Raw genomic sequence first — 23,296 nt, forward strand, 5'->3', positions numbered from 1 at the left:
GCCACTCTATCCGGTGACCCCGTACGGTTCGGGGTCTCGCCAGCGGTCGAACGGCCGGTCGAGCATGTACTTGCCGTCGTCCCCCAGAACGAGCATCCGCACCTCGCCGTTCCCCGGGTTCGACAGGGACTCGAACTCCGCCACCGTCCAGTGGAACCACCGCATGCAGAACAGCCGCATGGCCAGGCCGTGCGTGACGATCAGCACGTTCGGCGGATGCTCGGGGTCCTCGAAACTGCGGAAAAGGCTTTCCAGGAACCCACCGACCCGGTCGTAGACGTCGGCCCCCGACTCCCCTTGGGCGAAGCGGTAGAAGAAGTGGCCGTAGGCGTCCCGGTAGGCCTTCTGCAGCCGCACGTCGTCCCGGTCCTGCCAGTTCCCCCAGTCCTGCTCGCGCAACCGGGGCTCCTCGCGGACCCGTATGAGATCGGGTTCGAGGTGGAAGGCGCGCAGGGTCTCGTGCGTGCGGCGGTAGGGGGAGACGTAGACGCTCACGCGCTCCTCGCCGAAGATCTCGCGCAGGTGCTCGCCGGTGGCCTCGGCCTGCTGTCTGCCCCGCTCGGTCAGAGCCAGGGCGTGATCGGGTTCACGCTCGTACACGGAGTCATCAACATTGCCCGTTGACTCGCCGTGCCGGACAAGGACGATGCGCCGTGGTCGTGCCATGCCGAAACCCTAGATCGAGTGGCGGCCCGTCGAGCACACATGCCGCACCGTTACAGCGTAGGTCACACAGCTCCCGCACCTCAGGTCACATCCACCGCACGCCTGCGGCGACAGGTCCCGCCTCCCCGCGATCGGTCACGCCCGCCCGACAGGGCCCGGCCGGCATCGGCGTCCTTGCGCACCGCGCAGGTCCCGGGCCGGCCGCGCTTCACACCGTCCAGCTGGGCTCCATGTCCACGACGGCGCCGGTGAGGGCGGCCACGTCGGCTTCCGTCTGGGCGCGCAGGGCGAGCCGCTCCACCCGCTCGGTGCGGTACTTGCCGTGTTCGGCGGCCGACCGCCACATCGACAGCACCATGTACTCGTTCCCCGGTGCCTCACCGAAGAGGCCGCGCACCATGCCCGGGGAACCCGCCATCGCGGGGTTCCAGACCTTCTCCTGCATCAGCACGAAGTGCTCCGCCCGCTCCGCGTGGACACGGCAGAGCGCGACCCGCAGCAGGTCGGCGTCCGTGAAGCGCGGTTCGAAACCGGTCTTCACGTCGAAGCGGTGATCGAACAGTCTGACCCGGGCGTCCTTGAACGTGCCCGACTGCGCTGTCGCGAGCCGGTCGTGGGAGCGCGCCATGAAGGAGTCGTAGAAGGCCCGGCTCTCCCAGAAGGCGAAGATGTGCGCCACGTCGGGCCGTCCCCGGCTCCAGCCACCCCCCTGCCCCCGAAATCCCGGCTCTCCCAGAAGCCCCGCCCACTTCCGCTGCCCCCGCTCGAAACCGCGGCGGTCCACCACGGTGCAGCGAATCCACTTGACCAGCACCGCGCCATGGTAAGGCCCCGGGCGTGGCGTCGGTCACTCTCCGCCGTACCGCTCCCCCACGCACGCACCCGCGCGCGTGGCAGGATGGACAAGCAGTCGTGAAAGCCCGGCAGTTGGGGCGAACATGCGGTCGGTGCGGGGAAGGGGAGTTGGGTGGACGGGCTGAACAAGGGGCTTCGCAAGATCGAGATCGCGATGCGGTGGGACCCCAGTCCGGCGGGGCAGCCGTCCACGGACCTGGATCTGGTCGCGGCGACGTACCTGTCGGACGACCCGCACGGCGACCCGGCCTACGTCGTGCACTTCGACAGCCGCTCGCCCGACGGCACCATCTACCTCAACCGGGACAGCCAGGACGGGCAGGGCTTCGGATACGACGAGGTCATGACGCTGGAGCTCGACCGGCTGGACGTCCGCTACGCGCGCGTGGTGGTGGGCGTCGTCATCCAGCAGCGGCCCGCGGAGCGCACCTTCGTCAGTGTGATCAACCCCGGCCTGCGGATCCGTGAGGGCTACACCGTCCTGGCGGAGGACGACTTCGGCGGTGTCCTCGGAGCGACGGCCACCACGGTCGCCGAGTTCGTCCGGGACGGTTCCGGTCCGTGGGAGTTCCGTTCGGGTCTGCACGGCTTCGAGGGTGACCCGGCGGAGTTCACCCGGACGATGGGGGCGGCTCACCGTCCCTGACCGGACGGGCCGGACGTATCGGACGGCCGGTACAGCGGGCTCGGGGAAGGTCCGGACGCTGAGGCCGGCCGGTCGCGGCCCAGTGGCACAGGGCTCATGACGACGAGAGGGGCACCGCCCGAAGCCGGTGCCCCTCTGTCATGCGGTCAGGCGCTTGTCATGCGAACAGGCGCTTGGCGTCAGCTGCAACCGCTGGTGGAGCCGCAGCCCTCGCAGATGTAGCAGGAACCGGCGCGCTGCATCTTCGTGCCGCAGGAGAAGCACAGCGGGGCGTCCGCCTGGATGCCCAGCTGCATCTCGACCAGCTCGGCGCTGGTGTGCGCCTGCTGCGGGGCGGGCTTGGCCGCCTCTTCCGGCTTCGGGGCGGCGACTGCCTTCAGCTCCTGGGCGCGCGGCGCCGACTGGGCCAGGCCCTCGACGTCGACCTCGTCCTCGGACGGCTCGTACGAACCGGTCTCCAGGTGGCGCTGGCGCTCCTCGGCGGAGTGGATGCCGAGCGCGGAGCGCGTCTCGAACGGCAGGAAGTCCAGCGCCAGGCGGCGGAAGATGTAGTCGACGATCGACTGCGCCATCCGCACGTCCGGGTCGTCCGTCATGCCGGCCGGCTCGAAGCGCATGTTGGTGAACTTCGAGACGTACGTCTCCAGTGGCACGCCGTACTGGAGGCCGACGGAGACCGCGATGGAGAAGGCGTCCATCATGCCCGCGAGGGTCGAGCCCTGCTTGGACATCTTCAGGAAGACCTCACCGAGGCCGTCGTCCGGGTAGGAATTGGCGGTCATGTAGCCCTCGGCGCCGCCGACGGTGAAGGACGTGGTGATGCCGGGACGTCCCTTCGGCAGGCGCTTGCGGACCGGGCGGTACTCGACCACCTTCTCGACCGCGGTACGGATCGTCTCCTCGGCCTTCTCGGTGATCTCCGCCTTCTCCTTCTCCTTGGTCTTGGCGGAGAGCGGCTGGCCGACCTTGCAGTTGTCGCGGTAGATCGCGAGGGCCTTGACGCCGAGCTTCCAGGCCTCGAAGTAGATCTCCTCGACCTCCTCGACGGTCGCCGTCTCCGGCATGTTGACCGTCTTGGAGATGGCGCCGGAGATCCACGGCTGGATCGCGGCCATCATGCGGACGTGACCCATCGGGGAGATGGCCCGCTCGCCCATGGCGCAGTCGAACACCTCGTAGTGCTCCGGCTTGAGGCCGGGGGCGTCGATCACGTTGCCGTTCTCGGCGATGTGGGCGACGATCGCCTCGATCTGCTCCTCGAGGTAGCCGAGGCGGCGCAGGGCCTGCGGGACGGTGCCGTTGACGATCTGCATCGAGCCGCCGCCGACGAGCTTCTTGAACTTGACCAGCGCGAGGTCGGGCTCGACACCGGTGGTGTCGCAGGACATCGCGAGACCGATCGTTCCGGTCGGGGCGAGCACGGACGCCTGCGCGTTACGGAAACCGTTCTTCTCACCCAGGCGCAGGACGTCGCCCCAGGCCTCGCTGGCGGCGGCCCACACCGGGGTGTCCAGGTCGTCCATGCGGACGGCCTTGTCGTTGGCGTCGGAGTGCTGCTTCATGACGCGCTTGTGGGCGTCGGCGTTGCGGGCGTAGCCGTCGTACGGACCGACGACCGCGGCGAGCTCGGAGGAGCGGCGGTAGGCCGTGCCGGTCATCAGGGAGGTGATGGCGCCGGCGAGGGCGCGGCCGCCGTCGGAGTCGTAGGCGTGACCCGTGGCCATCAGCAGGGCGCCGAGGTTGGCGTAGCCGATGCCCAGCTGGCGGAACGCGCGCGTGTTCTCGCCGATCTTCTGGGTCGGGAAGTCCGCGAAGCAGATCGAGATGTCCATCGCGGTGATGACCAGCTCGACGACCTTCTGGAAGCGGTCGGCCTCGAACGACTGGCTGCCCTTGCCGTCGTCCTTGAGGAACTTCATCAGGTTCAGCGAGGCCAGGTTGCAGGACGTGTTGTCCAGGTGCATGTACTCGCTGCACGGGTTCGACGCGGTGATCCGGCCGGACTCGGGGCAGGTGTGCCAGTTGTTGATCGTGTCGTCGTACTGGATGCCGGGGTCGGCGCAGGCCCAGGCGGCCTGGGCGATCTTGCGGAAGAGCGCCTTGGCGTCGACTTCCTCGATGATCTCGCCGGTCATCCGGCCGCGCAGCCCGAACTGGCCGCCCTGCTCGACCGCCTTCATGAACTCGTCGTTGACGCGGACGGAGTTGTTGGCGTTCTGGTACTGGACGGACGTGATGTCGTCGCCGCCCAGGTCCATGTCGAAGCCGGCGTCGCGCAGGACGCGGATCTTCTCCTCTTCCTTGACCTTGGTCTCGATGAAGTCCTCGATGTCGGGGTGGTCCACGTCGAGGACGACCATCTTGGCAGCACGCCGGGTGGCGCCACCGGACTTGATCGTGCCGGCCGAGGCGTCGGCACCGCGCATGAAGGAGACGGGGCCGGAGGCGTTGCCACCGGAGGACAGCAGCTCCTTGGAGGAGCGGATGCGGGAGAGGTTCAGGCCGGCGCCGGAGCCGCCCTTGAAGATCATGCCCTCTTCCTTGTACCAGTCGAGGATCGACTCCATGGAGTCGTCGACGGACAGGATGAAGCAGGCGGAGACCTGCTGGGGCTGCGGCGTGCCCACGTTGAACCACACGGGGCTGTTGAAGCTGAAGATCTGGTGCAGGAGGGCGTAGGCCAGCTCGTGCTCGAAGATCTCGGCGTCGGCCGGGGAGGAGAAGTACCGGTGGTCCTCTCCGGCCTTCCGGTACGTCTTCACGATGCGGTCGATCAGCTGCCTGAGGCTGGTCTCGCGCTGCGGGGTGCCCACGGCACCGCGGAAGTACTTGCTGGTGACGATGTTGACCGCGTTCACCGACCAGAAGTCGGGGAACTCCACGCCGCGCTGCTCGAAGTTGACCGAGCCGTCGCGCCAGTTGGTCATGACGACGTCACGGCGCTCCCAGGCCACCTCGTCGTAGGGGTGGACCCCAGGAGTGGTGTGGATGCGCTCGATACGCAGGCCCTTGCTCGCCTTGGCGCTCTTGGCGCGGGAACTCCGTGCCGGACCGCTCGCCGTCTCTGTCATGCCGCCTCCCTGTACGGGCGAAAACGCCCTGAAGTGCCCCGTTGTTCCCGGTGCACGGTGTTCTGTCTGATGTTGCGGGCACCCACTCACACAGCCCGCAACAGGTCTTCACATCGCCGCCGTCCGGCCGGCCCCGGAGCTGCCTTCCGGGTCCGGCCCGCCACTCAGTCGGCGGCGCCTGCGGGCTCGGGGACCTGTTTCGTCCCGCCGGGCCCGCGGTCGTCTTCCTGGCCCCCCGCCTCGTCGCGGCCTTCGTCACCCGCGTCGGGGTCTCCCGTCTGCGCCCTGAGTTCCGCGATGGCCGTCTCGAAGTCGTCGAGCGAGTCAAAGGCTCGGTAGACGGACGCGAACCTCAGGTAGGCGACGAGATCCAGTTCCTGCAACGGGCCGAGTATGGCCAGCCCCACGTCGTGGGTGGTCAGCTCGGCGCTTCCGGTGGCCCGCACCGCCTCCTCGACCCGCTGGCCGAGCTGGGCGAGCGCGTCTTCGGTGACCGGCCGTCCCTGACACGCCTTGCGCACGCCGTTGATGATCTTCGTGCGGCTGAAGGGTTCGGTGACCCCCGACCGCTTGACCACCATGAGCGAGCACGTCTCCACGGTCGTGAAACGACGGGAGCAGTCAGGGCACTGTCGGCGCCTGCGGATCGACGTGCCGTCGTCGGTCGTTCGGCTGTCGACCACGCGACTGTCGGGGTGCCTGCAGAAGGGGCAGTGCATGGACTCCAACCCTCCTCACAGCAGACTCAATAGCCTCGTAGGACCTCTTGCGCCCCGCGAAGCAGCCCCAAGCATAGGCGATGACCTTGGGCTCGGAGACCCGGGGCACCACAACTTCTGGGCTGCTGTAGCAATCCAACCACTAGATGTAGGGATTGGCGCATACATCGAGGTCGTACGCGCGTGTCGCAGGCGCGCGCCCCGGCGAGAGGCCGCGCGTCCGGCCACACAGGCCCCGCTCCACGCCTGAGGGGCCGCCGTACGGCCCCGGATCGCGGCCCGGCCGGCCGCACTTTCTGCACAGCCGTATCGCTGCGGCACATGCGGAGATACCGTGGGCGCCGCGGGGAGGGGGCGTGGGACTCCCGCACAGATGAGGGCCGGTCCCAGGGCAGGGGAATGCCGGATGGCAGACTGGGGCAGCAGTCCACGAGGCGATCACCCCGGCGGTGAAGAGTACAGCAATGGGCCCATTTGCCCGCCGGGCGGCGCGGCCTCCAATACACCCGGACACGCGATCGCGCCCACCAATCCACGTTTTTTCACTCGAACGTGTGTTTGGCGCAACCTTTCGAAAGCAACTACCGTTGTCCAGCAGGGAGACCATCGAGAGGGGCCGACGTGACCACCACCGCAGACAGTGCCGCCATTACTGCCCAGGACCGCTCCCAGGGTCGACTGGAGCCGGTGCATGCGATGAACGAAGCCACGAACCCTGAGGGGCACAAGCGCTCCCTGCCGGGCCGACCTCCGGGCATCCGGGCGGACAGCTCCGGACTCACCGACCGCCAGCGCCGGGTGATCGAGGTCATCCGGGACTCGGTGCAGCGGCGCGGGTACCCCCCGTCGATGCGGGAGATCGGCCAGGCCGTCGGCCTCTCCAGCACCTCGTCCGTCGCCCATCAGCTGATGGCACTGGAGCGCAAGGGCTTCCTGCGCCGCGACCCGCACCGCCCCCGCGCCTACGAAGTGCGCGGCTCGGACCAGGCCGCCACCGTGCAGCCTACGGACACGGCGGGCAAGCCGGCCGCCTCGTACGTCCCGCTGGTCGGCCGCATCGCCGCAGGTGGCCCGATCCTGGCCGAGGAGTCCGTCGAGGACGTCTTCCCTCTCCCCCGCCAGCTCGTCGGCGACGGTGAGCTGTTCGTCCTCAAGGTCGTGGGCGACTCGATGATCGAGGCCGCGATCTGCGACGGCGACTGGGTCACGGTGCGCCGTCAGCCGGTCGCCGAGAACGGCGACATCGTGGCCGCCATGCTCGACGGCGAAGCCACCGTCAAGCGCTTCAAGCGCGAGGACGGCCACGTCTGGCTCCTGCCGCACAACGCGTCCTACGAGCCGATCCCGGGCGACGACGCGACCATCCTCGGCAAGGTCGTGGCCGTACTGCGCCGCGTCTGACCCAGCGCGCCGCGTCGGACGGGCCAAGCGGCCCGCCCTCAGACCGGGCCCCGGAACCCCTGCGCCGGTTCCGGGGTCCTGCGCTGCCCGGGCCCTGCACCGTGCGGGGTCGCTGCCACGGCCCTCAGCGCTCTCGGGGTCCGTGTGCGGACAGGAGTCCGTGTGCGGACAGGAGCAGGGGCGCTGCTCGCCGCACCGCGGTGGAGCGGCCGCGCGCTCCATAGCACCGGCGCGGAGGGCTGGGCCGGCCTGTCTCGCCGTAGCTGCAGACCGACCCCAGGGGTCAGGCGTCTTCCGCCGGCTCCGTCACCGCTTCCGCCTGCTTCGCCGCGGCGTCGATCGCCGACAGCGACCTGCGCACCTGGTTCCGGTCCGTGGTGAACCAGAAGTCCGGCAGCGACGCCTTCAAATAGCTCCCGTACCGCGCCGTCGCCAGACGCTGGTCCAGCACGGCGACCACGCCGCGGTCTCCGGACGCCCGCACCAGGCGGCCGGCGCCCTGGGCCATCAGAAGGGCGGCGTGGGTCGCGGCGACGGCCATGAAACCGTTGCCGCCCGCGTCCTCGACGGCCTTCTGGCGGGCACTCATCAGCGGGTCGTCCGGACGCGGGAACGGGATCTTGTCCATGACGACCAGCTGACAGCTGGGACCCGGAACGTCCACGCCCTGCCACAGGGACAACGTGCCGAACAGGCAGGTCTTGGGGTCGGCCGCGAAGTTCTTGATGAGCTCGCCGAGCGTCTCCTCGCCCTGGAGCAGGATCGGGAACTCGGGGATGCGCGAGCGCAGTTCCTCGGCGGCCAGCTGTGCCCCGCGCATGGAGGAGAAGAGGCCCAGGGTGCGGCCGCCGGCCGCCTGGATCAGTTCGGTCAACTCGTCGAGCATGTCGGCGCGGTCGCCGTCCCGAGCGGGGCGCGCCAGGTGCTTGGCGACATACAGGATGCCCTGCTTGCGGTAGTCGAAGGGCGAGCCGACGTCGATGCCCTTCCACTTCGGGATGTCGTCCCCTTCGGTGCCTTCGGGAGCGAGGCCCAGGGAGGCGCCGACGCCGTTGAAGTCACCGCCCAGTTTCAGCGTCGCGGACGTCAGGATCACCGAGCGGTCGGCGAAGAGCTTCTCCCGCAGCAGGCCCGAGACCGACATGGGGGCGACGCGCAGGGATGCGCCGAAACGGTCGTGGCGCTCGTACCAGACGACGTCCCATTCGGAGCCGTTGGTGATCCGCTCCGCCACGTCGTGCACGCTTTCCACCGAGGCGAGGGCCTGCTTCCGGACCGCGTCCTCGTCCTGGACGGACTTGTCACGCGTCGTGCCGATCGCGGAGATGACCGTGCGGCACGCGTCGCGCAGGGCCATGAGGGCGTACCCGAGATCCTCAGGGATCTCCTCCAGGCGACCCGGCAGGGCAAGCTCCATCAGCCGCTCGAAGCCCTCCGCGGCGGTCTGCAGCTGATCGGCGGCCTTCTCGTTGACGAGTTTCGCGGCCCGCCGCACCGCGCGGTTGACCTGGCCCGGCGTGAGTTCCCCCGTGGCCACCCCGGTGACCCGTGAGACCAGTTCGTGGGCCTCGTCGACGATGAGCACCTCGTGCTGCGGGAGCACCGGGGCGCCTTCGATGGCGTCGATCGCGAGGAGTGCGTGGTTGGTGACGACGACCTCGGCGAGCTTCGCCCGCTCACGGGCCATCTCGGCGAAGCACTCCGCGCCGTACGCGCACTTCGATGCGCCGAGGCACTCCCTGGACGAGACCGACACCTGGGCCCAGGCCCGGTCCGAGATGCCCGGCGTGAGGTCGTCACGGTCGCCGGTCTCGGTCTCGTCGGCCCAATCGCGCACGCGCAGCAGGTCCTGGCCCAGTTTGCTGGTGGGGGCGGCCGCCTCGAACTGGTCGAAGAGGCCGTCCTCCTCGTCCTGCGGCACACCCTCGTGCATGCGGTGCAGGCACAGGTAGTTCGACCGGCCCTTGAGCATGGCGAACTCCGGGCGGCGGCGCAGCAAGGGGTGCAGCGAGTCGACCGTCCTGGGCAGGTCCCGCTCCACCAGCTGCCGCTGCAGGGCCAGGGTGGCGGTCGCGACCACCACGCGCTCCCCCTGCGCGAGCGCGGGCACCAGGTAGCCCAGCGATTTGCCGGTGCCGGTGCCGGCCTGGACCAGCAGATGGGAGCCGTCGTCGATCGCTTCCTCGACGGCTTCGGCCATGGCTACCTGACCGGGGCGCTCCGTACCGCCGACGGCAGCGACGGCAGCGTGCAGGAGTTCGGGGAGTGAGGGCTTCGTCATAGCGCGACCACCCTACGACCCGGCACTGACAAACGGGTGATCGCGGCGGGGAAGGAGAGCGGGGTCGGAGTGGCGGAGGAGGTGAGGGGCAGGGCGGCGAAGGAAGGAGGGAACGCAGTGGGGGCGGGTGTCGAGCTCAAGGTGGACTCCTCGGCACGGCGGGGCGGGTCGTGAGGGCGCGGCGGGTGAGGGCGGCCCTTGGAGCCGCTCCTTTGGCCGGAGTGGACCGGGCGGCCGAGGCCGGGGAGGCAATCCACCTTTTGTCGGTGAGCGGGAACCACGGCGGCCGGCGCCACGTTCAATGAGTGATGGCGCGGTGACACTGCGCTACAAGACATTCCGGAGTGACCGGTCTCGGACCATGAGGGCGCCTGTCTTGCCGGGCAGGTCGACCTCGGCGGAGAGCCGGAAACCGGCGGTGAGGAAAGCGGCGATGGAGGGGGTGTTGCGAATGTCGGGTTCCGCGATGACGCGTGCGCAGGAGGGTCGCTGCGTGAGAACGAGATCGGCCACGGCGCGGAGCAGCAGGCCGCCGAGACCGCGTCCACGGTCGGGAATCTCACCGAGAAGGAGATGCAGCCCCGTGTCGTGGGGCCGGGCCGGATAGAACCGAGCCACCGGATCCAGATCGGCGCGGTAGATCTCCCAGTAGCTCATCGGCCTTCCGGCCAGCACTCCGACACACGGCACGCTGCGTCCGTCCCCGGTGAGCTGGGCACGGATGTGGTCCTCGACCACGCTCTGCGGACCGGACAGCTCCCAGAAGGCCGCGGCGGCGGGGTCGTTCATCCAGCGGCTGATCATCCGGAGGTCGCGTTTCAGGCGCACGGGGACGAGGTGGAACGCACCCACAGGCGTCCGGAGCGGCCCCCAGCCGGCGATCCCGTCCAGGAGGTCGTCGATCGCTGGGCGGGAGGTCGCGTGGTCGGAAGGGGAGAGCCAGTGATGCGCTCCACCAGAGGACCCGTCCGACTTCGGTCCGCATCCGCCGAACCCTGTGGCTTCTTCCTCGAGGGAAGTGAGGAACTCGTCCGGGAGACGCAGGTCCATGGTGTCCTCGCCCTGCGCGTCGCCGCTGGAATCTCCCGGGCCCTCCCTACCCGCGTTCTCGCCGGCTTCGTCCCCATCGCCCGCAGAGGGGTCGGCGTGAGGACGAACGGACGCAGGGCGAGGGCCGGGCTCGGCAGGGTCCCCACTGTCGGGATGGCTGTCATTGGGGGCGGTGACGGCGAGGTGTGTCTCGGCTGTCGGCTCAGCGGGAAGCACCGAGGGCTCCTCTCGGTCGGACAAGGAGGTGGTGAAGCGTGTTCGCAGTGGGTCCATAGGAGGGATGCCGGGCGGTCGGCGGTGGCCGACCGGGTCACGGGCGGCCGATGTGATCAACAGTGGAGGGGGTTGGCGATGGTGACGTAGACGGACTGGGTGTCCACCGGGCCGACGAGCTCGTCCATGCCGTGCAAACGGGTCAGCAGGTTGGCCTTGCAGCGCAGGACCGGCGAGTCGAGCAACCGGGTGGGCAGGGAGGATCGCAACCGGTCGGGGCCGGAGGCCACGCGCTGCAGGAACCGGCGGAAGGCGGCGAGCAGCAGCCGTTCGTCGGCGAGTCGCTGAGAGCCGAACGCGCCGATGAGTCCGAGCACATTGTTGATCGCCAGGTAGTACGCGAGGCGCTCGTCGGCAACGCCGTCCGGCACGAACGTGTCACTGCGTTCACCGATGCCGGGCAGCCGCGCGTCGAGGTCCGCGCGTCGGGATTCGCGGAAGTAGTAGCCCTGGTTGTCCCGATAGCGGCCGCCTGTCGGCCAGCCGGCGGGGTCCAGCAGAAGCAGGGTGTTCTGCTGATGCGCTTCCAGGGCGACGCCCGCCTCACCGTCGAGCCACAGGACGGGGCGCACCACGTGCTCGAGGTAGCGCAGCAGCCATTCGGCGGCGACGGCTCCACGGGGACGGCCGGTCCGGCGGGCGAGATGTGTGACGACCCGCGCCAGGCGGGACTGCATGAGCGGTTGGGCCGCCCCGCGCCGGCGTGCTCTCGGCCCCGACGGGGACGAGCCCGGCGACGCCGGGACCAGCGTGGGAGACACGGGGAAAGGAGGCACGAACGAAGGCGGCACAAATGAAGGTGGGACCGGCGGGCGTGGACACAGGGAGACGAGCCCGGCGACGCAGGAGACATCGTCGGACGGGGTGAACGGGTTGTGGCGGATCACGACGTCCAGGCCGGGCAACGGGGCGCCGTCCGGAGCGTCGACGGCCAGCCAGGCGGGATCACGCACGATGTCGAAGCCCGGGTGGACGGCCTGCCACTGCCGGACGAGGCCGCTGCGGAGCAGACGGTGGACCTCCACGCCGCGGTGGAGCTCCTTGCGCAGGTTCTCCCTACAGGAGTTGGTGATGCGCAGGCCGAGCGACAGCTTGAGCATCGCCGGGGAGCCGGAGCGGTAGACAGTGCGAACGGAGGAGGTGGGGTGCCAGGAAGTTCCGTGGGCTCCCAAGTCGCGGAGCAGTCCGCTGTCCAGCAAGGCGGCGGTGTGGGGCCGGTGGCGGACCTCGCGGGCCTGCCAGGGGTGAAGGGGTAGCAGGGCGTACCCGTCGAGCGGCGGGAGACCGGGTCCGGCGAGGCGCGCGGTGAGTGTGGTCGCGGGCACGGGGCGACCACGTTCGGTCCAGGAGGTGTCGGTGGCGAGGATCGAGGGAGCGACAGCCATCCAGTGCAGGGGGAAGGTGCCATGCGACTCAGGTGAGAAGAGCCGAGCTTCGGCTTCCGTGAGGTCCTCGCGGCATTTGGGAGCGGGGTGCAGAGGATGCCCGAGGAGGAGTGCCTGCTCAGCCGAGAGAAACAGGTCGGCGATGTCGGCCGGGTGCTCCCGCCGGTCGCGGATGAAGGTGGCGACGCGGCGTACCGAGTCGGCGACACCTGCGACGAACCCGACGCTGTCAGTGGCGGCGATGTCACCTGCGGGGCAGTCGGCTGGGCTCCCGCCCTGACGTGGCCCAGGGCCTCGGTCGCGGCTCGGGCTCTGGTCGTGACCATGTCCCTGGCCGTGACCATGTCTGTGCTCGGGATCGTGCCCGTGGTCGGGATCGTGCCGCTGGCCCTGAGCGTATCCCTGCTCACGGACGCGGCCTTGCTCAAGAGCGCGGCCTTGATCAGGGACGCGGCCCTGGGCATGGTCGCGGCCCGGGTCATGGTCGTGACTCTGCTCGCCCCAGCGGGCCGGGGCGAGTCCGCCGGCGGTGGACTCCCGGGCGAGCAGTGCGGCGATCGTGACGGCGTCGACCGGCGGGACATGGTCGGGGGCGCCGGCGAAGCGTGCGGGGCCGAAGCGGTGCCAGCCGGTGGGGGACCAGTAGCGGACCGGAGCGAACAGGGACACGCCGCTGGAGGGAAGCGGGATACGCAGCAGGCCGTCGGCAGGGGCGGAGTGGCCGGTCTCGCGCGCCCAGCAGCGGAGCAGGTTCTCGACGGCGGCTGCTTCGGCAACGGTGTGCGCTTCCGGATCGCACAGCGGGTCGGTGCCCGGGGTCTCGCCCTCCACGCCTCCGGTCGGCTGCCTCCCCGGCCTCTGACGAGGGACCACGGGAGGTGTCGACACGGCCGGCGTCTGCGAGGTTCCGGGGTGGTCGGGGTCCTGGTCCGGCGTCGTCGCGGGATGACGGACGGGCTCGGGCCCGGAGATGGCGTTCAAGGCGGATACCTCGGAGGGGGGTGCGGGACATGCGGTGGGTGGGGATGCGCGTGCGGACCAGCAGGGCTACTCGACAGCAATCACGCCAGGCCGGTGAGGGCCGACCTGTAAGCCCGGGCGGCGTGGGCACGCGTCGAAGCGGCGGTTGTGCGAAGACACGAGGGGAGACGCACTCGTTGCCTGACGTGTCACGTCCTCGTGAATCACCGGCGGATCCGGTGTCGGCGCTGCTGTCGTGCCGCCCCGTGGGCCCGCGCCACCGCCTCGACCGCGTCGGCAAGACGATCGAGCACGGCGGTCGCCTGTTCGTCGGTGATCGTCAGGGGCGGCGACAGGCGAACGCTTCCCCCGTGCCCGCCGAGCCCGATGATGAGGCCACGCCGCAGGCACTCGCGCTGGAGGGCGGCCGCCAGGGCGGAGGCGGACCCGGGTCCCGTGCCCGCGGCGCCGCACTGTCCCAGCGCGCCAGCGTCCGCCGTGCGCGCTTCCCCCGCCTCCACCGCCTCCACCGCCTCCTCCGCCTCCTCCGTGGCGACCAGTTCCACCCCGATCAGCAGCCCTCTCCCCCGCACTCGGGCCACGATCGGCGACTCCTCGGCCAGCAGTCGGAGTTGAGCGAGCATGCGGGCACCGAGGTGCGCGGCCCGCTCGGCGAGACCGTTCTCGCGCACGTGGGCCAGGGTTGCCGCACCGGCGGCCATGGCGAGTTGGTTACCGCGGAAGGGGGCCGTGTCGGCGACTGGTTGCTCGCCGGAGAGTTCGTCGCGCTGGATCACGACGGCCAGCGGCAGGCTGCCGCCGATGTCCGGGGAGAGGATCATCACGTCGGGGGTCACGCCGCTGTCCCCGACCGCCCAGAAGGCACCGGTCCGTCCGAATCCGGTGTGTGTCTCGTCGACGATGAGAGGGATGGAGCGGTCGGCTGTGAGTCGGCGGATGCGCCGCAACCAGGCGCCGGGCACAGGGAGGACTCCGCTCTCTCCCTGCACAGGCTCAACGATCACCCCCGCGGGAAGAACACCGCCGGTGCCTGGGGTGTCCAGCAAGGACTCGGCCCAGTCGGCGGCGAGGTCGAGTTCCCGCCCGTCGGCGAGGCCGTCGGGGTAGTGGGGGTCCCGCAGCCCGGCAAGGGCGGCGGTCGGCTGCGCGGCCGCGCAGGAGTCGTAGGGCTGGAACGCCGCACGCCGGTGGGCCTCGGTGAACGTCATGAGGCCGGTCCGTCCGGTCGTCGCGCGTGCCCATCGGCAGGCGGTCTCCAGTGCGTCACCGGTGGACGGATCGCAGAACCGCACGTGCGCTCGGTGCGCGAGCCCCGGCGGCAGAGTCCGGTGGAGTTCGTCGAGGAAGGTTTCCGTGACGGGAGTCGCGAGATCGATGGTGTTGAGGGGGGCTCCGGAATCGAGGACGGCGCGGATGGCCTCCAGGACGACCGGGTGGTTGTGCCCGAGGGCGAGCGCCCCGGCGCCGGAGGTGCAGTCCAAGTAGCGTCGGCCGTCCGCGCCTTCGATGGTCAGCCCTCGGGCTCGCACCGGCACCAGGGGCAGGGCGCGGGCGTAGGTGCGGGCGGCGGTGTCGCGGGCGGACTGACGGCGCCGGATTCCCTCCTGCGCACGAGGGGCTTCCCGTACCGCGGCGTCGAAGGCTCCACCCGGTGTCAGTTTCACCTGGGCACACACCACGGCGGCCTCCTCGGACACGCGACCCCCACCAGCGGACTCCGGCACGGCTTCCCTGACCTCCCACGGCGCACGGGCACGGGGGATCGCAGACGGACAGCAGGACCCTCACCGCTACCAACCCCCGGCCTCGTTCGGGGTTACGGGTTGCTTCAAGATCTTCTCCGTGACGGAACTGTTGCGGTTCCGTCGGACCTCCCCCACAGGCACCGCATAGTGTGTGGTGCCGTCCCGGACGCCGTGAGGCCGGCCCCAACTCCCGCGAGTGGGCTGGAGATCATGCCCTGGACGAGGTTCGTCCCAGTTCGTTCACCCCAGGGGGAGTCAGATCATGCGATCCATACGGCAGTCGTCCAGCACCGGCCGAGGGGGGAGGGCGCGCCGCAGGAACTCCCCCGTGCTGGCCGCCGTGGCCCTGGCCTCGGCCCTCGCGCTGACCGCCACCGCCTGTGACTCGGGCGACGCCGAAGCCGGCGGTGAGGCGTCGGCCTCCGCGACGGCGTCCGACGACGGCAAGTTCAAGCTGCCGGACGACATCCGCGACCGGCTGCGCGAACACGGGATCGACATCGACAAGTGGAAGGACGGCGCCTGGAAGAACTGGGACCGGGACGACTGGCTGCGCGAGGCCAACGAGTACATCAACCCGATCATCGAGGGCCTGTGGAACCCGGACCGCATGCGGGACGCCGAGGAGCCCGAGCAGGGCGTCGGCGAGAGCGACATCTCCGGTGACCAGGGGGTCACGGACCCGGCGCCCAAGCCTGTCCGGGCGGAGGGGGTTCCGGCGTCGTACCACGCCAACGAGCCCACTGCCGGGAAGGTGTTCTTCGATTCCCCGGAGGGCTCGGCGGTCTGCTCGGCGACGGTGGTGGAGGACCCGGCCCACCCGGGCAAGTCCAACCTGGTGTGGACGGCGGGGCACTGTGTGCACGCGGGCAAGAAGGGCGGCTGGTACCGCAACATCGCGTTCGTGCCCTCGTACAACGACGGCGGCAAGGCGGTCGAGGAGCTGGAGAACCCGACCCGTGAGGAGGTCGCCCCGTACGGCGTCTGGTGGGGTGACTGGGCGCAGACCTCGGACCAGTGGATCGAGCAGGGCGGTTCGACGGGCGGGGACGGCGCGCCGTACGACTTCGCGGTGATCCATGTGACTCCCGAGAAGGGCAGTGGCGGCAAGTCGCTGGAGGAGATGGTGGGTTCGGCTCTGCCGGTCGACTTCAAGGCGCCTGCCGTGCCTGATGTCCAGAGTGTGACGGCGATCGGTTACCCGGCCGCGCCGCCGTACGACGGGCAGAAGCTGTACCGGTGCCAGGACCGGCCCGGACGGCTGTCGATCACCGAGTCGGACCCGACGATGTACCGCATCGGATGCACCATGACCGGCGGTTCGTCGGGCGGTGGCTGGGTCGCGACGCGGTCCGACGGCAAGCCGGCGCTGGTGTCCAACACCTCGATCGGCCCGGTGACGTCCGGCTGGCTCGCCGGGCCGCGCCTGGGCGAGGTGGCCAAGGGCGTGTACGACTCGGTGAGCAAGAAGTTCGCGGGTCAGTGATCCAGCGCTGAGCGTGGGGACGGACCGCCGGCGAGCGTCACCAGCCGCATCGCCCGGCGGGACCGGGTGCGCCTCCGTCCACGCAGGCGCACCCGGCATCCGAGCCCTCGCAGGCGGCATAGCGGGCGCGCACCCCGCCGCCATGTACCGCATCGGCTGCACCATGACCGGCGGGTCCTCGGGCGGCGGCTGGTTCCGCGTGCTGAACGGCGAGTCCGTGCTGGTCTCCAACACCTCGATCGGCCCCGCCGACAACACGTGGCTGGCCGGCCCGCAGTTGGGCCACGACGCGGAGGCGCTCTACCGGAACATGAGCAGGACGTACGGCGGTCGTTGATCCCGGCAGCCGGACCGGCACACGGCGCCGGGCGCCCGGACGGACGAACGAAGGCCCGCCCCCGATGACCTCGGGGGCGGGCCTTCGCGATGACCGGGAGGGGTCAGGCGAGCGGTGCCGGGACGTACGGCGCGAGTTCCGCCGCCAGTTCCTCGTGCACCCGCAGCTTGAGCAGCGTGCCCTCCGGGGTGTGCTCCTCGGAGAGGACCTCGCCCTCGTCGTGCGCACGGGCGACCAGCTTGCCGTGCGTGTACGGCACGAGCGCCTCGATCTCGACCGACGGGCGCGGCAGCTCGCTGTCGATCAGCGCGAGCAGTTCCTCCATGCCCTGGCCGGTGCGGGCCGAGACGGCGATGGACCGCTTCTCGACACGCAGCAGCCGCTGCAGCGTGAGCGGGTCGGCCGCGTCGGCCTTGTTGATCACGACGATCTCGGGCACGCCGGTGGCGCCGACGTCCCTGATCACCTCGCGCACGGCCGCCAGCTGCTCCTCCGGTGTCGGGTGCGAACCGTCGACCACGTGCAGGATCAGGTCGGACTCGCCGACCTCCTCCATCGTGGAGCGGAACGCCTCGACCAGGTGGTGCGGCAGATGGCGTACAAAGCCGACCGTGTCGGCCAGCGTGTACAGCCGTCCGCTCGGGGTCTCGGCCCGGCGTACGGTCGGGTCGAGAGTCGCGAACAGCGCGTTCTCAACGAGCACGCCCGCGCCCGTGAGGCGGTTGAGCAGCGAGGACTTGCCCGCGTTGGTGTAACCGGCGATGGCGACGGAGGGCACCTTGTGACGCTTGCGCTCCTGGCGCTTGATCTCACGGCCGGTCTTCATCTCCGCGATCTCACGGCGCATCTTCGCCATCTTCTCGCGGATCCGTCGCCGGTCCGTCTCGATCTTGGTCTCACCGGGACCACGGGTGGCGAGGCCGCCGCCCTTGCCGCCACCCATCTGCCGGGACAGCGACTGACCCCAGCCGCGCAGCCTCGGCAGCATGTACTGCATCTGCGCGAGCGCCACCTGCGCCTTGCCCTCACGGGACTTGGCGTGCTGGGCGAAGATGTCGAGGATCAGGGCCGTACGGTCGATGACCTTGACCTTGACGACGTCCTCGAGGTGGATGAGTTGGCCCGGGCTGAGCTCACCGTCGCAGATGACGGTGTCCGCGCCCGTCTCGAGGACGATGTCGCGCAGTTCCTCGGCCTTGCCGGAGCCGATGTAGGTGGCCGCGTCGGGCTTGTCGCGGCGCTGGGTGACACCGTCGAGCACCAGTGCGCCGGCCGTCTCCGCGAGGGCGGCGAGCTCCGCGAGGGAGTTGTCCGCGTCCTGCACGGTTCCCGAGGTCCAGACACCGACGAGGACGACCCGCTCCAGGCGGAGCTGGCGGTACTCGACCTCGGTGACGTCCTCGAGCTCGGTGGAGAGGCCCGCCACGCGGCGCAGGGCCGCGCGCTCGGAGCGGTCGAACTGGTCGCCGTCCCGCTCTCCGTCGATCTCGTGGCTCCAGGCGACGTCCTCTTCCATCAGGGCATCGGCCCGAAGACCCTCGGGGTGGCTGTGCGCGAAGCGCTTGGTGTCCTGGGAAAAGGAAGAAGAGGAGGTCATTGGATCCTTACGTAGCTGGGAAACCGACTTCTGCGACGGAGTGCGATGTGCTCTGCCGTCACTGTCCACAACGCACGGGCGGTCCGCGAGATTCCCGGCGTTCCGTGCCCTGCCGACCTGACGATGGTCGCACGGCACGGGTCGTCTCGTCACCGGGTTATCGGACGGGAGCGACAGCCCGCCCGGGCGGATTCCGGGGCTCGGTCGGGCCCACCCGGGCGGGTTTCGGGGCCCTGGGGGCCGCATGGCAGCGGCCCTCCTGCCCGTCCCGGGGAGTTCACCCGGGGGCGACCGGCAGGCCGGTGGGCAGCAGCCGTCACGCCCGGTCGCCCCAGCACGTCCTACGCCGCACTCCCGCCCGACGCGACCCGCCTTGCCCCGCCGGCCCCACCAGCCCCACGGGCCCCACCAGCGGACTCCGGCTTCGCGGACGGCGACGGCCCTACAGCCGGCTCCGGACTGGCAGCCGACGCCGGACTGGCAGCCGGCTCCGGCTTCGCGGGCGCCTCCGGCTTCCAGTCCGGATGCCCCGGCATCGGCGGGGTCTTCTCCTCGTACAGCCAGCCTTGGAAGAAGTCGTCCAGGTCGCGTCCCGAGACCTCGGCGGCGAGCCGGACGAAGTCCTCGGTCGCGGCCGTGTCGTCCTGGTGGCGACCCACCCACTCCCGTTCCAGCCGCTCGAACGCCGGCCGGCCGATCTCCTGGCGCAGGGCGTACAGGACGAGGGCGGAGCCGTCGTAGACGACGGGCCGGAAGATGCCGATCTTGTGGCCCGCCTCCGGTGCCTTGGGCAGGGCGGGCGGCCCGCCCGCGGCACGCCAGCGGTCGGAGGCGCCGTAGGCCGCCTTCATCCGGTCCTGCAGCGGCTTGCCGGCCTTCTCCTCGGCGTACAGCGCCTCGTACCAGGTGGCGTGTCCCTCGTTGAGCCACAGGTCGGACCAAGTACGGGGCCCGACGCTGTTGCCGAACCACTGGTGGGCCAGCTCGTGGACCATGATCGACTCGACGTACCACGGGGGGTAGACCGGCTCGGTGAACAGTTCCCGCTCGAAGAGGGAGAGGGTCTGGGTCTCCAGTTCGAAACCGGTGGCGGCATCGGCCATGAGCAGGCCGTAGGCCTCGAAGGGGTAGCGGCCGACCTTGCTCTCCATCCACTCGATCTGGGCGGGCGTCTTCTCCAGCCAGCTTTCGAGTGCCGCGCGGAACTGTGTGGGCACCACGTCCCGGATCGGCAGGCCGTGCGGTCCGGTGCGGTGGAGCACGGTGGATCGGCCGATGGACACCTGGGTGAGTTCGGTGGCCATGGGATGGTGCGTGCGGTACGTCCACGTGGTCGAGCCGCCCGCCCTGTGCGTACCGGCGGGCAGGCCGTTGGCCACGGCCGTGTACCCGTCGGGCGCGGTGACGCGGACGGTGAACATGGCCTTGTCGGAGGGGTGGTCGTTGCAGGGGAAGACCAGGTGGGCCGCGTCGGCCTGATTGGCCATGGCGAGGCCGTCCCCGGTGCGGACCCAGCCGCCCTCGCGACCGTCGGCGGACACGGGATCACTGGTGTGCCGCACGGTGATGCGCACCCACTTGCCGTCCGACACGGAGTCCTCGGGTGTGATCACCAGGTCCTCGCCGGCGGTGCGGAACTGCGCGGGGTCGCCGTCGACCTCGACCGACTCCACGGTGCCGTGGGCGAAGTCCAGGTTGATCCGGTCGAGGTCGGCGGTGGTCCAGGCGTCGATGGTGGTCACGGCGCGCAGCGGCTCGCTGTTGCTGCCGGGGTAGACGAAGGAGAGGTCGTACGCGGCGACGTCGTAGCCGGGATTGCCCAGGTACGGGAAGAGGCGGTCGCCGATGCCCAGCGGCACGGCGGGGGCGCTCGCGGCGACGAGACAGACGGAGACGGCGGAGGCGAGGAGCGCGGCGGAGGTCCGGCGACGGCGGGTGCGGGCGGCTCCGGGGCGAGTGGGGTGAGGGGCGTGGGGGGCGTGGGGCATGCCCCACCGCTACCAGCGTGCGCGGGCGCGGCGAGCGCGGCGCGCACCCGCCCCACCCGATCCGGGGACCGACACGTGCGCCGGGTGCCCGCCGGGACTGGCCGGGGACGGGCCGGCGCAGACGAGCCCAGGGAGCGCGGGCGAGCCCGGGGAGGCCCGGGTGGCGGACATCGGCCTGTCCTGGGCGGAAGCGCCCGCGCGCGGGGCGCTCCCCGCCGGACCGATCGGGGCAGCGGAGGACGCCGGATGACGCGCTGACCGGACCGGCTCAGCCGCCCTGGGTCTGTGGTTGCGTCCGGCTCACGTCGTACACCCCGGCCACGTTGCGCATGGCGCGCATCAGCGTGGGCAGGCGGGCCGCGTCGGGGAGCTGCACGGTGTAGGTGTGGCGCACCTGCTGCTGGGCGGGGGGCTCGACGGTCGCGGAGACGATCTCGGCGCCTTCGAGCGCCATGGCCTCGGTGAGGTCGGCGAGCAGATGCGGACGGACGAACGATTCAGCGACCAGCGTGACCCGGCACTCGGCGGTCTCCCCCCAGCGCACGCCCACCTCCGAGCGCTCCCCGTCCCTCATGCGCGCCACCGCGGCGCACTCCAGGCGGTGCACGGTGACCGCTCCCCCGCGTACGGCGAAGCCGGTGATGTCGTCGGGTGGTACGGGCGTACAGCAGCGGGCGAGCCGGACGCTCGCGCCGGGAAGGTCGGCGAGGACGTCCGCACCGGGCCCGCGCTCGGCACTCGCGCCGCGCCCGCCTCCGGCACTCGAACCGACCGTGGCACCGCGGGCGGCGACGGCGGAACGCTCGGGACCCTGCCCGGAGTCCCCGCCGGCCCCGGCCGAACCGGCGGTGGTCTGCCCCCCGGAAACCGTCCGCTCCCGCGCCTGGCCCTGCGGCGCCCGGCCCTCCTGGGCCTCGGCCTGCGCGGGATGGGCGGCCAGCCACCGCTGGATGGCGATGCGGGCGGCCGGTGTGTGCGCGTGCTCCAGCCACTCCCGCGACGGCTCGGACGCCGGGTCCTGGCCCATGAGGAGCTGGACGGTGTCGCCGTCCTTCAGGACGGTGCTCAGCGTCGCTAGGCGGCCGTTGACGCGGGCGCCGATGCAGGCGTGGGCGTCCTCCCCGTACTGCGCGTACGCGGCGTCCACGCAGGTGGCGCCCTCGGGCAGACCGATCGTGCCGCCGTCGGGACGGAAGACGGTGATCTCGCGGTCCTGGGCGAGGTCCTCGCGCAGGGTGGACCAGAAGTGGTCGGGGTCGGGCGCCGCCTCCTGCCAGTCGAGGAGCCGGGACAGCCAGCCGGGGCGGGTGGGGTCGACGCGCTCCCCGTCGGCCGGGTCGTCGGGGGCCGGTGCGTACGGGTTGCCGAGGGCGACGACGCCGGCCTCGGCGACCTTGTGCATCTGGTGGGTGCGGATGAGGACTTCGACGACCTGGCCATCCTCCCGGGCGACGGCCGTGTGCAGCGACTGGTAGAGGTTGAACTTCGGTACGGCGATGAAGTCCTTGAACTCCGAGACCATCGGCGTCATGCACGTGTGCAGCTCGCCCAGGACGCCGTAGCAGTCGGCGTCCTCGTTCACCAGGACCAGGACCCGGCCGAAGTCCGAGCCGCGGAGCCGGCCGCGCTTGCGCGAGACCCGGTGCACGGAGACGAAGTGACGGGGGCGGATGAGCACTTCGGCGGTGATGTCCGCCTCGCGCAGTACGCCGCGCACCTCGTCGGCGACCTCCGCGAGCGGGTCGTCCGTCCGGCCGGCGTTGCGGACGATCAGTTCCCTGGTCTGCGCGTACTCCTCGGGGTGCAGGATCGCGAAGACCAGGTCCTCCAGTTCGGTCTTGAGGGCCTGGACGCCGAGGCGTTCGGCGAGCGGGATGAGCACGTCACGTGTCACCTTCGCGATGCGCTCCTGCTTCTCGGGGCGCATGACGCCCAGGGTGCGCATGTTGTGCAGCCGGTCGGCGAGTTTGATCGACATGACGCGCACGTCGTTGCCGGTGGCGACGAGCATCTTGCGGAAGGTCTCGGGCTCGGCGGCGGCGCCGTAGTCGACCTTCTCCAGTTTGGTCACGCCGTCGACGAGGTAGCGGACCTCTTCGCCGAACTGGTCGCCAACCTGGTCCAGCGTCACGTCCGTGTCCTCGACGGTGTCGTGGAGCAGCGAGGCGGTCAACGTCGTGGTCTCCGCGCCGAGTTCGGCGAGGATCAGGGTCACCGCGAGGGGGTGCGTGATGTACGGCTCGCCGCTCTTGCGCATCTGACCCCGGTGGGAGGACTCGGCCAGGACGTACGCCCGGCGCAGCGGATCGAGGTCCGCGTCGGGGTGGTGCGCGCGGTGGGCCTCGACGACGTGGCTGATCGCGTCGGGCAGCCGGTCGCGCGCGGCGGGGCCGAGCAGGGCGGCTCTGCCGAGGCGGCGCAGGTCGATCCGGGGGCGGGCCTTTCTGCGTGGCGCTGTCGGCGTCAGCGATCCCGACACCGCGCCCGGCATCGGGCCTGGGGTCACGGAATTCGTGGCCTCCGCACTCATGGGCACCTCCGGCTGCGTCAACCGGCGGACGGGGTGCCCCAGGGCGGACACGGCTCAGGGGGCGGCTTCGGTCCCCCGTCCGGGCCGGTGCTTGATGCTACCGAGCCCACCACGCGTGGCTGGCCGCCTCTCGCCGAGCGTGAAACTGATCACCCATTCGAGGGACGAATGCGAAGTTTGCACCCCTGCATGACAGGGTCGCGTCGAGCGAATTCCCGCCAATTGGCTTGATCTTTATGATCTTTACAGCGCTTTCGGGCCCGGGTGGCCGACAGCACACAGCGG

The 23,296-nt window shown here is 70.7% G+C and carries 14 protein-coding genes and 1 pseudogene; 4 read left to right on the forward strand and 11 right to left on the reverse strand.

Annotation, left to right across the window (positions count from 1 at the left end; translation table 11 throughout):
- Positions 1-6: 6 nt before the first annotated feature.
- Both ACZ4M5_RS28445 and ACZ4M5_RS28450 read right to left on the reverse strand, forming a co-directional pair.
- Complete coding sequence (locus tag ACZ4M5_RS28445; RefSeq protein WP_467740843.1) at positions 7-666, reverse strand: histidine phosphatase family protein; 660 nt, start codon at positions 664-666, stop codon at positions 7-9.
- Between the two features lie 208 nt (positions 667-874).
- Entirely contained in the window at positions 875-1,480 is a 606-nt protein-coding gene (locus tag ACZ4M5_RS28450; protein WP_398109871.1) for a YdbC family protein, read from the reverse strand.
- Between the two features lie 153 nt (positions 1,481-1,633).
- Here ACZ4M5_RS28450 and ACZ4M5_RS28455 point away from each other — a divergent pair, with 153 nt between their 5' ends.
- The gene (locus ACZ4M5_RS28455) at positions 1,634-2,167 is read left to right on the forward strand and encodes a TerD family protein (RefSeq protein WP_398109872.1); all 534 of its coding nucleotides are present in this window, start codon (positions 1,634-1,636) and stop codon (positions 2,165-2,167) included.
- A gap of 179 nt (positions 2,168-2,346) precedes the next feature.
- On the opposite strand, the gene ACZ4M5_RS28460 is transcribed toward ACZ4M5_RS28455, so the two are convergent.
- Together ACZ4M5_RS28460 and nrdR are read right to left on the reverse strand one after the other, a co-directional pair.
- Positions 2,347-5,238: a vitamin B12-dependent ribonucleotide reductase gene (locus ACZ4M5_RS28460; RefSeq protein ID WP_467740845.1), complete on the reverse strand. Its 2,892-nt coding sequence runs from the start codon at positions 5,236-5,238 to the stop codon at positions 2,347-2,349.
- Between the two features lie 164 nt (positions 5,239-5,402).
- The gene (gene nrdR / locus ACZ4M5_RS28465) at positions 5,403-5,957 is read right to left on the reverse strand and encodes a transcriptional regulator NrdR (protein ID WP_467740847.1); all 555 of its coding nucleotides are present in this window, start codon (positions 5,955-5,957) and stop codon (positions 5,403-5,405) included.
- 621 nt (positions 5,958-6,578) lie between these two features.
- Between nrdR and lexA the strand changes: the two genes are divergently transcribed.
- Positions 6,579-7,358 (forward strand): transcriptional repressor LexA, encoded by a 780-nt coding sequence (gene lexA / locus ACZ4M5_RS28470; RefSeq protein WP_467740849.1) that lies wholly within the window; start codon positions 6,579-6,581, stop codon positions 7,356-7,358.
- A gap of 283 nt (positions 7,359-7,641) precedes the next feature.
- Here the strand turns inward: lexA and ACZ4M5_RS28475 are convergent, their stop codons facing one another.
- The 4 genes from ACZ4M5_RS28475 to ACZ4M5_RS28490 all read right to left on the reverse strand — a co-directional run bounded on the left by ACZ4M5_RS28475 (position 7,642) and on the right by ACZ4M5_RS28490 (position 15,025).
- Positions 7,642-9,639, reverse strand: coding sequence for an ATP-dependent DNA helicase (locus ACZ4M5_RS28475; protein WP_467740851.1), 1,998 nt, complete (start codon positions 9,637-9,639; stop codon positions 7,642-7,644).
- A 327-nt stretch (positions 9,640-9,966) separates the two neighbouring features.
- Entirely contained in the window at positions 9,967-10,905 is a 939-nt protein-coding gene (locus ACZ4M5_RS28480; protein WP_467740853.1) for a GNAT family N-acetyltransferase, read from the reverse strand.
- A 113-nt stretch (positions 10,906-11,018) separates the two neighbouring features.
- On the reverse strand, positions 11,019-13,097 hold the full coding sequence (locus ACZ4M5_RS28485) for an IucA/IucC family protein (RefSeq protein ID WP_467740952.1): 2,079 nt from the start codon (positions 13,095-13,097) through the stop codon (positions 11,019-11,021).
- A gap of 434 nt (positions 13,098-13,531) precedes the next feature.
- A complete protein-coding gene (locus tag ACZ4M5_RS28490) occupies positions 13,532-15,025 on the reverse strand; it encodes an aminotransferase class III-fold pyridoxal phosphate-dependent enzyme (RefSeq protein ID WP_467740855.1) in 1,494 nt (497 codons plus the stop codon).
- 310 nt (positions 15,026-15,335) lie between these two features.
- Between ACZ4M5_RS28490 and ACZ4M5_RS28495 the strand changes: the two genes are divergently transcribed.
- Both ACZ4M5_RS28495 and ACZ4M5_RS28500 read left to right on the forward strand, forming a co-directional pair.
- Complete coding sequence (locus tag ACZ4M5_RS28495; RefSeq protein ID WP_467740856.1) at positions 15,336-16,559, forward strand: trypsin-like serine peptidase; 1,224 nt, start codon at positions 15,336-15,338, stop codon at positions 16,557-16,559.
- A 139-nt stretch (positions 16,560-16,698) separates the two neighbouring features.
- Positions 16,699-16,896 (forward strand): annotated as a pseudogene (locus tag ACZ4M5_RS28500) (hypothetical protein); the annotation flags it as partial.
- A gap of 103 nt (positions 16,897-16,999) precedes the next feature.
- On the opposite strand, the gene hflX reads toward ACZ4M5_RS28500, so the two are convergent.
- From hflX to ACZ4M5_RS28515, 3 genes are all read right to left on the reverse strand, one after another.
- Positions 17,000-18,493, reverse strand: a complete 1,494-nt coding sequence (gene hflX, locus ACZ4M5_RS28505; protein WP_467740858.1) for a GTPase HflX — start codon at positions 18,491-18,493, stop codon at positions 17,000-17,002.
- 341 nt (positions 18,494-18,834) lie between these two features.
- Positions 18,835-20,481 carry a M1 family metallopeptidase gene (locus tag ACZ4M5_RS28510; RefSeq protein ID WP_467740860.1) on the reverse strand — a complete coding sequence of 549 codons (1,647 nt, stop codon included), beginning with the start codon at positions 20,479-20,481 and terminating at the stop codon, positions 18,835-18,837.
- 268 nt (positions 20,482-20,749) lie between these two features.
- Entirely contained in the window at positions 20,750-23,011 is a 2,262-nt protein-coding gene (locus ACZ4M5_RS28515; protein ID WP_467740862.1) for a RelA/SpoT family protein, read from the reverse strand.
- Positions 23,012-23,296 lie beyond the last annotated feature (285 nt).

It is taken from the genome of Streptomyces sp. NPDC026246, from assembly GCF_055567995.1.

Bases quoted from the DNA above. Each gene is read 5' to 3' on its own strand.
- ACZ4M5_RS28445 (WP_467740843.1), bottom strand. From the start codon at position 666: ATGGCACGACCACGGCGCATCGTCCTTGTCCGGCACGGCGAGTCAACG.
- ACZ4M5_RS28460 (WP_467740845.1), bottom strand. From the start codon at position 5,238: ATGACAGAGACGGCGAGCGGTCCGGCACGGAGTTCCCGCGCCAAGAGC.
- nrdR (WP_467740847.1), bottom strand. From the start codon at position 5,957: ATGCACTGCCCCTTCTGCAGGCACCCCGACAGTCGCGTGGTCGACAGC.
- ACZ4M5_RS28475 (WP_467740851.1), bottom strand. From the start codon at position 9,639: ATGACGAAGCCCTCACTCCCCGAACTCCTGCACGCTGCCGTCGCTGCC.
- ACZ4M5_RS28495 (WP_467740856.1), top strand. From the start codon at position 15,336: ATGCGATCCATACGGCAGTCGTCCAGCACCGGCCGAGGGGGGAGGGCG.
- hflX (WP_467740858.1), bottom strand. From the start codon at position 18,493: ATGACCTCCTCTTCTTCCTTTTCCCAGGACACCAAGCGCTTCGCGCAC.
- ACZ4M5_RS28510 (WP_467740860.1), bottom strand. From the start codon at position 20,481: ATGCCCCACGCCCCCCACGCCCCTCACCCCACTCGCCCCGGAGCCGCC.
- ACZ4M5_RS28515 (WP_467740862.1), bottom strand. From the start codon at position 23,011: ATGAGTGCGGAGGCCACGAATTCCGTGACCCCAGGCCCGATGCCGGGC.